Annotated in this window: 12 protein-coding genes; 7 read left to right on the top strand and 5 right to left on the bottom strand. The window is 42.4% G+C overall.

Annotation, left to right across the window (positions count from 1 at the left end; all coding sequences use genetic code 11):
• Window positions 1-141 precede the first annotated feature (141 nt).
• The gene (tolB, locus tag FTU40_RS04980) at window positions 142-1425 is read left to right on the top strand and encodes a Tol-Pal system beta propeller repeat protein TolB (RefSeq protein WP_171255748.1); all 1284 of its coding nucleotides are present in this window, start codon (window positions 142-144) and stop codon (window positions 1423-1425) included.
• A gap of 54 nt (window positions 1426-1479) precedes the next feature.
• A complete protein-coding gene (gene pal / locus FTU40_RS04975; RefSeq protein WP_005097609.1) occupies window positions 1480-2052 on the top strand; it encodes a peptidoglycan-associated lipoprotein Pal in 573 nt (190 codons plus the stop codon).
• Between the two features lie 75 nt (window positions 2053-2127).
• Here pal and FTU40_RS04970 read toward each other — a convergent pair whose 3' ends face one another.
• Complete coding sequence (locus FTU40_RS04970) at window positions 2128-2313, bottom strand: NF038105 family protein (protein WP_005097610.1); 186 nt, start codon at window positions 2311-2313, stop codon at window positions 2128-2130.
• A 181-nt stretch (window positions 2314-2494) separates the two neighbouring features.
• Between FTU40_RS04970 and FTU40_RS04965 the strand changes: the two genes are divergently transcribed.
• From FTU40_RS04965 to FTU40_RS04945, 5 genes are all read left to right on the top strand, one after another.
• Window positions 2495-3469 (top strand): class 1 fructose-bisphosphatase, encoded by a 975-nt coding sequence (locus tag FTU40_RS04965; protein ID WP_180040038.1) that lies wholly within the window; start codon window positions 2495-2497, stop codon window positions 3467-3469.
• A 52-nt stretch (window positions 3470-3521) separates the two neighbouring features.
• A complete protein-coding gene (locus tag FTU40_RS04960) occupies window positions 3522-4298 on the top strand; it encodes an RNA methyltransferase (RefSeq protein ID WP_180040036.1) in 777 nt (258 codons plus the stop codon).
• Between the two features lie 167 nt (window positions 4299-4465).
• Window positions 4466-5080: an RNA polymerase sigma factor gene (locus FTU40_RS04955; RefSeq protein WP_005097615.1), complete on the top strand. Its 615-nt coding sequence runs from the start codon at window positions 4466-4468 to the stop codon at window positions 5078-5080.
• Window positions 5077-5394, top strand: a complete 318-nt coding sequence (locus FTU40_RS04950; protein WP_005097616.1) for a hypothetical protein — start codon at window positions 5077-5079, stop codon at window positions 5392-5394. The genes FTU40_RS04955 and FTU40_RS04950 overlap by 4 nt, the downstream gene beginning before the upstream one ends.
• Window positions 5384-5797, top strand: coding sequence for a DUF3106 domain-containing protein (locus FTU40_RS04945; protein ID WP_005097618.1), 414 nt, complete (start codon window positions 5384-5386; stop codon window positions 5795-5797). Before FTU40_RS04950 ends, FTU40_RS04945 begins: the two co-directional genes overlap by 11 nt.
• Before the next feature lie 333 nt (window positions 5798-6130).
• Here FTU40_RS04945 and FTU40_RS04940 read toward each other — a convergent pair whose 3' ends face one another.
• The 4 genes from FTU40_RS04940 to cxpE form a co-directional block, all read right to left on the bottom strand.
• A complete protein-coding gene (locus FTU40_RS04940) occupies window positions 6131-8554 on the bottom strand; it encodes a CSLREA domain-containing protein (RefSeq protein ID WP_180040034.1) in 2424 nt (807 codons plus the stop codon).
• 9 nt (window positions 8555-8563) lie between these two features.
• Window positions 8564-10363 (bottom strand): rhombotarget A, encoded by a 1800-nt coding sequence (gene rbtA / locus FTU40_RS04935; RefSeq protein WP_180040032.1) that lies wholly within the window; start codon window positions 10361-10363, stop codon window positions 8564-8566.
• Window positions 10364-10483: 120 nt separating this feature from the next.
• Window positions 10484-11188, bottom strand: coding sequence for a DnaA regulatory inactivator Hda (hda, locus tag FTU40_RS04930; protein ID WP_005097624.1), 705 nt, complete (start codon window positions 11186-11188; stop codon window positions 10484-10486).
• A 14-nt stretch (window positions 11189-11202) separates the two neighbouring features.
• On the bottom strand, window positions 11203-12423 hold the full coding sequence (cxpE, locus tag FTU40_RS04925) for a chloramphenicol efflux transporter CxpE (RefSeq protein ID WP_005097625.1): 1221 nt from the start codon (window positions 12421-12423) through the stop codon (window positions 11203-11205).
• Between the last annotated feature and the right edge of the window lie 66 nt (window positions 12424-12489).

Raw genomic sequence — 12489 nt, 5'->3', positions numbered from 1 at the left:
ATATGATTAAATAATATTCATTTTTCACAGTGTCATAACAGTTTGGTCATAAAATCCTGGTTTTATTCTATTAAATCCATGCGATGATGTAGCCCAAGCTACCTATACAATAAATCCGTTGATTTGAGTAAATAACGAATGATGGAAAAGACTCGCAAACACCTACTCTGCCTCGCAATCATTGGCGCTTTAAGTCCTGTATTGGCAACTCAGTCCTATGCCCAGTTGCATCTGGAAATTACCAAGGCACCTGAGGCAGCACCTAAAATCGCCATTGTGCCATTCAGTCAGGATCAGAGCATCTATCCTATTGTTGAAAATGACTTGAATCGTTCAGGCAGATTTACCAGTGCTTCAAAAAACCTGCCTGCGACTGCCACATTAAATAACCCGAATGCAGAAGCTTGGGCATCCGCTGGCGTTCCCTATGTCGTGACCGGTTCATCAAAAACCACAGCGGATGGTTCTTTTGAAATCCAGTATCAGTTATACGATATCGAAAAAAAACAATATCTATTAAATGAATTACTAACTGTTCCAGCCTCACGTACCCGTCAGGCAGCGCATATGATCAGTGATGCCATCTATCAGGCATTAACTGGCATTCCAGGTGATTTTACTGGACGTATTGCTTATGTACTGCGTAATCCAGCAACACCAGAACAACGTTATACCTTGCAAATTGCCGATACCGATGGCGAACAGCCAAAAACCATTTTGACTTCGCGTGATCCGATTCTTTCTCCAGCCTGGACACCGGATGCTAAAAAAATTGCTTATGTCTCGTTTGAAACCAAACGTCCGGCAATTTATGTACAGGATCTGGCTACAGGACAACGCGAAAAACTGGCCAGTTTCCGTGGCTTAAATGGCGCGCCAAGTTTCTCTCCAGATGGCAAGAGCATGCTGTTTACTGCATCCATGCATGGCAATCCGGAAATCTACCAGATGAATCTGGAAACACGTCAATTACAACGTATGACCAATGACAGTGCGATCGATACCGAAGCACGTTATGCTCCAGATGGAAAATCCTTTATCTTTACTTCTGATCGTGGTGGATCTCCACAGATTTATCGCCATGATCTCGCTTCAAGTAGCAATAAACGTCTGACCTTCCGTGGTGCATTTAATGCACGTGGTACGCTGAGCGCAGATGGCAAGAAACTTGCATTGGTTCATCGTCCAAGCGGCAGTAACTATCGGGTTGCCGTTCAAGACATGAACTCTGGTGTAAATAATATTCTGACACCAACAACTCTAGACGAATCACCAAGTTTCTCGCCAAATGGCCAGATGGTGGTGTATGCCACACGTGAAGGCGCGCGCGGACTTCTGTCGATCATGTCACTAGATGGTCGTTTCCGTATGAACTTGCCAAGTGAAACGGGCGAAGTCCGTGAACCGGCTTGGGCACCAAAATAACATTGGTATCTGTATAAACCTTTTACCCCATAATCAAACTTCATGGAGATGAAGATGAACAAAGTAAAATTATTTGCCTTACCACTTTTAGCAGCAGCTGTCGTCATGACAGGTTGTGCGAGTCGTAAGCCTGCCGCTGAAGTTCAAACCGGCGGTTTAGATACAACCAGCTCAACCACAGTGGATACGCAAGGTCTGAGTGAAGATGCTGCATTAAATGCACAAAACATGGCGGGTGCATCGGCAAAGGGTGTCACTGCGGAAAACAAGGCTTTCTTGGCAAAACGTGTCGTACATTTTGACTATGACAGTACTGAACTCAGCAATGAAGATCTTCGTACCCTACAAGCACATGCACAGTTCCTGATGGCCAATGCCAATTCACGTGTCGCACTCACCGGTCACACCGATGAACGTGGTACCCGTGAATACAACATGGCGCTTGGTGAGCGTCGTGCCAAAGCTGTTGAAAGCTTCCTGGTGACTACTGGTGTAAATGCTGCTCAATTAGAAGCCGTCAGCTATGGTAAGGAAATGCCAATCAATCCAGGTCATGATGAAAATGCCTGGAAAGAAAACCGCCGTGTTGAAATTAATTATGAAGCGGTACCACCATTGTTAAAATAACTTTCAATGCTGGCGTATCAAATAAAAAGCACTCATGATTGAGTGCTTTTTATTGGGTTGAATGAACAAATCTGTTTATTCTACGGTCTGGCCTGGTTCAACTGCTTGCATCGATTCAATCAGGTCGTGTTTATTGAATTGTTTGTACTCTGGTTTTGCTTCATAATCCCGCCAGGCTTCTTTCATCTTGTCTTCAGAGATATCATCTAAAGTAATGCCTTCACTTGGCGTTGGAGTCGCATCAAACTTTAATGTTGTCATATCTGTGCTCCTATTCTCAATTTTCCCTTGCCTTCAACATAGCACTTTCCACAGGAGTTGCAAGGGCAAAATCGATACAAATAATCCAGTTTAATTTTTCTTTTAGTACGTTCTCATCTAAAATATAGCCGCATATCGTTTTGATCATTTTTTCCCGATTTAAGTCTTGGAGTTTTCCCTTATGTCATACTGCACCTTATCCCAGTTTTTACAGCAACAAAGCGGGAATCTCACACCTGAACTTGCACAAGTTATTGAAACGATTGCAAACACTTGCAAGGACATCGATCTGTTGCTGCAAAAAGGTGCTTTAGCGGGTGTATTGGGAAGTGCACAGCATGAAAATGTTCAAGGCGAAGAGCAAAAGAAACTGGATGTCATTTCCAATGATTATCTGATTGATGCTTTACAGCAACACCCGAATGTCGGTGGTTTGGCCTCAGAAGAACTGGATGAATTCACCCCTGCACAAGAAAATGGTCAATTTCTGGTCTTGTTCGATCCACTCGATGGTTCAAGTAATATCGACATCAATATGTGTGTGGGTACGATTTTCTCGATTCTTCCTGCGAAAAATGCCGTGACTCAGGCCGAAGACTTTATGCAAGCCGGTGTCAATCAAGTGGCTGCAGGTTATGTACTGTATGGTCCATCGACCATGATGGCATTGACTGTCGGTGCAGGCGTAGTGTTCTTTACCTTTGACCCGGAAACTCAAGAATTCCTGCTAACTTCTGAAGCGATTCAAGTCGCTGCAGATACCAAAGAATATGCGATCAATGCCTCGAATCAACGCCACTGGGAAGCACCAGTACAACGTTATATCGATGAATTGTTAGCAGGCAAAACCGGTCCTCGTGAAAAAGATTTCAATATGCGCTGGGTTGCCTGTATGGTGGGCGATATTCACCGTATTCTTTGTCGTAGCGGTATCTTCATGTATCCATACGACTTTAAAGATCCGGCTAAAGCTGGTCGTCTGCGTTTAATGTATGAAGCCAACCCAATGAGTATGCTCATGGAGCAGGCTGGCGGCGCATCCACCACAGGCCGTGTCCGTATTCTGGAGATCGAACCAACCGATCTACATCAACGTGTGCCAGTGATTATCGGTTCTAAAAACGAAGTTGATCTTGTGACCAGCTATCATAACTAATTTTTTATAGCGGTAGCCGATATGGAATCGGCTACCGTGGATTATATCTCCCATGCCAACTTTTTTTCTTGATTCAAAAGACAATCCAAAAATTAAACACTTACGTGGTTTGATTGAACAAAATACCTATCGCAAAAAACAGGGGCAAACTGTGCTGGAAGGCACGCATCTGTCTCTCGCCTGGCTGCATGAAAACCGTAAAATTGATTCGATTTTTACCACTGAACATGCACTTTCGCATCCTGATTTCGAAAAAATTCTCGCAAAATACACAGGGATGGTCTTTGTTTTAAGCGAATCTTTATACAAAGATTTAAGTACCTTAGGAACGTCTTTAGCCTGTTTAGCTGTGGTCACTTTACCGACAGCAAATTATGCACTGGATTTTAAAGCCGACACTTTAATTCTGGAAAATGTACAGGATCCGGGTAATGTCGGTACCCTGCTTCGCTCTGCAGCAGCAGCCGGTATTGAACAGATTGTCTGCACCAAAGGTTCTGCCTCACTCTGGTCACCACGAGTATTACGTGCCGGTATGGGTGCGCACTTCACGCTGCAAACTTTTGAAAATATTGCACTTGAACAAATTCTTGAGCAATTTCGAATTCCTGTATACGTCACCAGCTCACATCGTGCCGAAAGTCTGTACTCAAAAGATTTAGGTAAACCTTGCGTATGGATCTTGGGCAATGAAGGTCAAGGCGTTTCTGATTATGCAATGCAACACGCAGAAGCTGTCAGTATTCCGCAGCCGGGTGGTCAGGAATCCTTAAATGTTGCGATTGCAGGATCGATCTGTTTCTTTGAAATGGTACGTCAACGTATCTAATTAGGGATTTAGGTTACAGTGTTTTAATTCGGCCCTGCCCGTTTATAAAATAGATTACACTACAAAAATAATAAACTTAATTGTCAACCAAACCATAATTCCCAACGTTATATGATTATGAACTTGGGAATCATGGTGGGTGTCCAATGACAGGATTTTCCATCTCTATGGATTTAGCACCAAAACAGTTGCAATCACACGATGTAAGTATTCTGAAGAGTACGGCTGAAGCACGTCTGAAGAATTTTATGCAAGATGTGACTGGACGCGCCTTGGTGATGATGGAAAGTGCAACTCAAGGTCATCATGGTATTGCCATGGATCTGGTTCAGGAAGCTTTCATTTCCTTACATAAATCCTATGCGGAAAAAAGTACTGAAGAATGGTATCCCCTATTTTATACAATTCTGAACAACAAATTACAGGATTGGCGTCGTAAAGAAGCACGGCGTGGTCAGATGTTTTCATTTTTTAAGAAAGTCAGTCTGGATGATGACGAAATTGAACTTGAGGATATCGTGGACGAAGCTACACCGACGCCTTTGGACTTTCTGGATCAGGCAGTGACAGCTGAAGAAATCCAGGAAGCCATTGCCAAACTACCTGTACGTCAGCAGCAGGCATTTATGCTGAGAGCTTGGGAAGGATTTGATACGCATACCACCGCACAAATTATGGACTGCTCAGAAGGCAGTGTAAAAACTCATTATCACCGTGCTATTCAAGGCTTACGTACCTCTTTGGCACATTTAAATCCATATCTGGGAGGGTCATCCGAATGAATCAAGATGATTTCTTAAAACAAGTAACTTCCAAACTCGATGGACTGGCACAACAACATAAACACAAACCTGTTGTCATGCACCATGTTCTTGAAGAAATTCAGGATTCTAAACATTCACGTTTTGCATTTTTAAAAATGTCAGGTTTTGCCTTGGCAGCAGCAATTGCAGGTGTTGTAGTATTACCCAATATTTCTAGCCACAATGAGCCGCAAACCCAAATGGTGTCAGTACCGAAACTGTCCCCACAAATGCTTGAAGATTTAGAAATGCTAATGGTTCTAGGTGAGGACAAAGTTCCACATGGCAGCTAAAAGATTGGCAATTGCTTTTTGTGCATTCAGTTTTCTGCAAACCAGTTTTGCAGGATTTGAACGTTTTTGGATCTTTTCTAAAGATGCAAATACTCAGGTTTCCGATACCTGGGATAGTCTTTCTGATTCCGAACAGTTGGCACTTATTAAACGCTATCAGTCCCTCAAGGAAATTCCAGAACAGCAGAGCGTCAGCTTACAGCAGCGTATGGACTGGTTTACCCAGCTTCCTGAGGTTGAAAAACAAAGAATGCGTGAGACTTGGCAAATGATGAGCAGTCAGGAACGTCGAGAACTTGGCTTACGCATGCAAAATGCCAAACCTGAAGAACGACTTGCCATTCGGGAAGAGTACATTCTCAAATACCAGCAAACGACTCAACCACCCTCTAGCTCACATTAAGCGACCCATATAAAAAGCCTCCAAATAGATAATGCCAGTCAGTTAAACAATTGACTGGCATTTTCTTTTTTAAATTCATGATCATATTTGCCAGGTGGAAAAGTCATCCGCAACTGTTGGATGCATGAGGTGTATTGCTCCGCAAGATGCCTTCCTTGTGAAACTCCGCTTCTCATTTGAGCAAAACCAAAGTCACAAATGATATGACAAATATTTGATTTAAAACCTTAAGACTCCATCGTGAACCACTAAAAAGTTAAAGCGTCTATTGCTAAACTCCTTAACTGATCAGCATTCTTCCAAATGGAGGCTTTTGAATTTTCCAATTAGGTTTTATTTTCTTAGACGGCGATAAGCGACCAGCCCAAATAATCCGAATAGTCCCCAAATTCCGAATGAGCCACCGCCACTTGATGACGTATTGGTATTTTTTACCGTATTTCGTAGCAGGATCGTTGCTGTTTCAGACATTTTTTCATCTGCATCAAAAATCGTATACTGCATGCTGTAATCTGCCTGGCTTAAGTTATTTCTCACACTAAATGTCAGTTTTCCACCATAGCAGGTCTCGCGCTGATAAGTATCAGGACAAGGGCCTTGTCGCTCTGCATTAAGAGAAACTCCGGCAGGAATCTTCACAATACGAATTGGAATCTCTTTCCCCTCTTTATCCTGATAAAAAGCCGACTTTCCTGAAGGTAGAGGCCCATCACCATCATCACTATCATTTTCAAGTGGATTCACAGTCACTGTCAGATTATTCTCTGGGCTAATCCAATATTCATCACTCTTGGCAATCGGTGCAATATTGTTAAAAGCTGCTTTTAAAATTCCAGCACTGCTGATCCCCGTGGCCTTATCTTTGAGAGTATAGCTGAGAGTATAGCTACAGAATTCCATATCTGTTGCCTTGGTCATTTTCCCATCGGTACGATACATCATGATCCGGTTGAGATCAGGCTTCCATTCACACTTAAGATTGGGGTCATTCGGATCACCCTTCACACTGGTCGAACTACCGGTACCAATTAACTCACCTACTCCTAAAGACTTAACACTAATATCATAATTTTGTGCATTCAAGACTTTGGTTTGAACCGTATTGCCCATCAAGGTTTCCTGAGGCATGGCCAGCACAAAGGGATTGACATAAATTGCACGGTATTGCTGATATTGCTTGGTATATTTAAGTAAATCTTCGTATTCTTTTAACTCTTCCTTTAAACCAGGTATTTCCTCTGCTGGCGTATTCTTATTTGTAATAATACTTTTTATGTCAGTTATATTGTCCTGATAAAAATTATTCAAATCGACCAAGCTGCTATTTTTCAGATCTGTGATATCTGCTGCGGTCAGACGTCGGATTTCGATTGAACCGATTTCACAGCTATTTTTTGCATCTGGATTTAAGGTAAGAGTAGATCCCACCACCCGATCAATGCCACGTTGATCCTGTTCAGCACAGCCACTTACCCCCACATCTACCAAATCTGTAGCTGTTCCATTATCACGTGGGTAATACATGCCTAGAAAACGGTTATCAATTGCAGGCTCAATATAGGCTGTTAATAAGTTGTTTATCGTGCTGTCAGAAACGTCAAGATTGTTTGAAGTTTCATCCGCATCTAACTCTGGCAATACACAACGTGATAGTCCAGTGGTTTGTATGGCATTTTTAACAGTAGTAAATACGACGCTTTGCTCCTTAGTCGGATTCCCCTGATTTAAGGCATATTCACAAGATAAGCCCTGATTAAATACTAAAACATTAAAATAGAAATATTTAGAACCTGTTTTGTCATAAAATAAAGTAGATTGAGCTGCATTCTCAACAATAGTATTACTTAAGGCAGTTAAACTGGAAAAGGCACTGAGAGGGCGATTAGCTTGATTGGTCATACGCAAAATATGTCCTGTCTGACTCGCAGTATTTTTGGCAATGGTAGAATTATTCAACTCTACGGTTGCATAACCACAAAAATCAAGAATGCTGGCCGTATTTTCTGACCCATTTTTAACAATACTACTAGAACTAACTTTTACATTGGTTTGAGTCGTCCCTAAATTCCCCTGGCAATCCATAGCCAGCACACTACCATATGAACTTGCCTTATTTTGGTGAAGCAGCGAATCCTGGATGATCACACTCCTTTCGGTATTCATCGCCACCGTATAAATAGCCCCCCCTTCTGCCTCTGCCCGGGAATTTACGATTTCACTGCTATTAATGCTTAAGGGGCCCGCCACATAAAAGGTACCGCCATTGCCCTTATCCTGTGTATTTTTTGCCGCATAACCATCTTTTAAGATGAGATGATAGACTTCCAGACTGGATTGACTGGCCATACTGTTAAAGAGACGGGTTTTTCCCTGACCTGAAATCGTGGTTTTTAAAGCATCACGGGTTGGGTATAAATTCGTAATCGGACTACGACTGGTATAACTAAAGGGCGTTTTTCCATAAATTTTGAGCGCGGACTCAATGACAAGTTCGCTGTCTAATTTGTATTCACCCGCTTCAAGCTGAATCACGTCTGGGGCTGAACCATCCAGCCGAAGCGTACGGCCGACGTTACATCCACCATAGGATTTATCTAGTTTTGCAGTTTTAATCGCTTCTCGTAAAGAGCAGGCATTACTGTTCTCTCCGTCTTCATCCACCAAAGTGGTGACATAGATGGTTTTATCTTCGGCTGCCATCAAACTCATGGCAGATAAAATCATGGCCGCAAGCAGTCCTTTTTTATAATTTTTCATGATTTTTCCTTAATCTTTTAATTCACGGCGCAAACCCATTAACCCAATTAAAATCAGTAGCCCACCAAAGCCCCATGCGCCACCTGAAGTTTTGACTGATTTGTCTTCCATTTCATTTTTTGGCTCCTGCACGATTTGAGTGGTAATGGTCAGATAAGGTTTACTTTTATTAAATCGCGTGGATGTGGTTACCACTTGCAGCTCGAAGATATCTGCCCCATGCCAAGTCGAATCTGGGGTATACACCACATTGCCATGAATATCGATACGTGTTTTACCTTTGGACTCTGTTTTAGTTTGCACAACTTTCAAACATCCATCTTGCCAAGGCTCACCTGTCGGCTGTTGACCAACTATGACATTGCATTGTTCTTTTGGAATTAAATCACTATCACCCAAAAAGGATTCAATTGAAAATTTGGCAATTTCACCTTTTAACAGGTCTTGTCCAACCAGACTCCCTGAGGTTGGCACAGTGATTTCAATCGCACCACGGTCACAGAACAGATTATCCATTAAACGGTTGATACCACGCTGGTCAGCAGCTTCACATGCCACTGTCGGGGCTGCAAGATTAAGCGCTGTACCTCTATTTACAATAGATGAGTCGCTGACCTGATTATGACTTAATAAAATACGTGGACGCATATAACCAAGAAATTGCCCTTTAGCAACGCTGTATGGACAAAGTATGGCTGTGCTATTTTCACTCAAGGTTTGACAAACACCTTCACTCTTATTTGAAGCTTCGGCTAAGATTTGTGTACCATTCCAAAGCTCATTTGGAGCAACAGCATCCCCTGTACCGCAGGACACAGTCAGCAGATTGTTTTGAATCAGGGTTTTATCGCCGGTTTCAATTTGGCAGTCCTGTGCACCATTTCTTAAAATAATACTATTTGCCACATAAGCCCTGCCAGCCGGGGCATAGATGCGTAAAGCAGTATCAGTATTGTCAACGATGGTCAGATTATTCAATCCCATGCCATCCATGACATTGATGAGAACACCCTTATTTTTTAATAGGGTACTACTTAATACTTCGGCACTAATGTTTTGAAGATTCTCTGTGTCAGCAAACTGCCCGGCGCTATAAATATTGGCCGCCGAGTTATCTAAGGTCTGGTTATTTTTAAGGACACTTTGCCTGATAAGGAAAGCGGGCAACTCGCTATATAAAATGCCACCTCGTTGTGCTTTGTTATTTTCAATCAGGCTATTTTTAATTTCAACACGACTGAGAAAGTTCTGACCAAATTGACCCGTATTATAAATTGCCCCACCCAAATTGGCTGCACCATTAAATAAACGGCTATATTCAACCACCACTTGGCCTTTATTATGAATCAGACCACCTTGTTCAGCACAACTGACTTTGCCACAGCCTTCGAGGTCTAGTTCTTTTAAGTTAAGCTGAACCAGTGTATCTGTGCTGTTAAGGCGAAATAGATTGTCAGTTCCTTGCATTTGAATATGGGCATTATGCAGACCCAGTGTTTTTTCAGTTGTACTGAATTCTTCATCGCTATCAGCTACAGACCGAATGCTTAGAGATTTTTTGATTGCTATATGCTTATTGAGCACATAAGTATTTTTTTCTTTTAAAATAATGGTACTGGATGAATTTTCTCCACCACATCCCATAAAACCTTCTTTGGCTAAGCCCCGGTTAATATATCCAACGGCTTCTCGAAGTGAACATTCCTTGTCATCTTTTTCAATATCTTCTGTCGTGGTTACAATAATATCTGCACTATACGCCTGCCCTGCCATACACAGCAAAGCCATGCCTATGCTCTTCTTGAGCATAACCTTCTCCTTAATTTTTATTTCTTTCTTTTTCTTCTAAAGTTGCAGAATCCTTGCAACTGTGAATTATTTTGCCTTACTGTGGCATAGACTGAGCAATTACTCAAGAATTTTTATGATTTACCGATATTCGTCAATCAAGGCATAAATCTGTCGCAGATTGGCATTGCTGACCTTCAGTTTTTCTCCCTTAAGCAGTTGAATAATTTGCTCTAATCTCTGAAGAAGTACCGAAGTTTGATGTGGCCCATGACTCAGTAAATAGTCAAAAATTTGAGGATCTAAATGAATCCCCCGACGATCTAGTACGGATGAAACCAGCGCATAACGATCAGCATAAAGGCTACCACTCGGCACACGGGTACTCACCGCTTGTGTTAAGCGTGACTGTAGATCTGGCAGCTCAAGCTTAAGTTCAATCGGCGCAAAGCGTGAAGAAAATACCAGCTGTCCGCCGCCTTCATTATTATAATTAATCAGATGAAAGACCGCGCGCTGCCAATGCGGCACACCACTAATCGCTTCAATATCATCGAGTGCGACCAGATCAAAACGATCCAGCGAGGTAATCGCCTCGGTCGGTGCATCTAGAAGCTCAAGTAAAGAGACCTGAATCGCAGATTTCCCTACTTCAAGATAAGAGTCACAGATAGCAGACAATAAATGACTTTTTCCTGTACCCGCCCCACCATAGACATAAAAACGGCTGATTAAGCCTGCATGTAATTGACGCACTGCATCAATCACATGCCCCCAACCCGGCCCTGAAAAATCACTGATTCGGGCATCGAGCTGAGGTTCTATATCTAACTGCAATTGACGCATATGATTTTTTGGCCTTATGAGTCTCTACCATGGGGATCATGAATTTTACTTGAGTTCTCCTCTGCTTGCAGCGGTTTTTTCTCTGGCTTTTTCATTTCAATATCAACATCTAAGTCTGCTGTTTCGATATTGATTGAACCAGTAGAGGCATCTTGCATCACAATGGCCCGATCGCCATAAAATGTTGTGTGTTCATAGTACTCGCGTACATGCCGCAGTAGTACCACAATGACGGCTGCCACCGGTAATGCAATCAGCATTCCCAGGAAGCCTGCCAGCTGTGCACCTGCCAATACGGCAAATACTACGGCAACAGGAGAAAGACCAATTTTATCGCCCAGCAAGAATGGTTGCAGAATATAACCTTCAACTGCCTGTCCGACCATAAACACAATGCCGACCAATACCAGTTGCCACCAGTCAATCCCAAATTGCAGTAAGGTCGCAATCACCGCTGCGATAATACCGACTGCAAAGCCCAGATAAGGAATAATACTGGCCAGACCTGCCACCATACCAATAATCAATCCAACCTCAAGACCAATCAGTTGCAAGCCCACCGCATAGACAATTCCCAGCAAGATCATGACCAGAAACTGCCCTTTAACAAAAGCACCCAGCACGCTATGACATTCGCCCACAATTTTTAGTGTACTTTTTTCATAAGGACGTGGAATCAGGCGGCGCAAACTCCCCAGCATACGATCCCAATCCAGCAGAAAATAGAAGGCAATGATGGGAATTAAGACAATCGTACCGCCAATCTGGAGAAAATTAATTCCGGATTGAGCAAGGCGTAACAAGAATGCCTGAATACTGTCTGCGCTATAATTGGTTTGTACATAATTCATGACCACATCAGAAATCTGATTGGTATCAATTTCCATTTCAACGACATTAAAGGTATTGGACAACCATGGTAAAAAGGTCGAATTAATCCATCCAATGATCGCGGGTATATTGTCACGTGCATACATCAACTGTTGCCAGATCAGTGGCACTAAATACCAGATGGCCAAGGTCAGTACAATTCCGATTCCGATAAAAACGATACTAATAGAAAGCCAACGCGGCAGACCCACATCATGCAATTTATCCACCAGCGGGCTAAATAGATAAGCCACTAAAAGTGCTGCAACAAATGGAATTACAACGGGTTTTAATAAGTATAAAGTCCATAACAATAAAGCTATCCCAGCTAGGATAAACACGCGACGCAATGTGCGATCTACCATAAAGTTTCGCCTTTTCTCTATTAATCATTCTAAAAATTAAAATATTTCAATAAAGATAGCATTTTA

Origin of the sequence: Acinetobacter sp. YH12100 (assembly GCF_013419135.1) — a bacterium.
GTDB lineage: Bacteria > Pseudomonadota > Gammaproteobacteria > Pseudomonadales > Moraxellaceae > Acinetobacter > Acinetobacter pseudolwoffii.
Note: the sequence above shows the minus strand (reverse complement) of the source record. Positions and strands in the feature narration are given on the sequence as shown.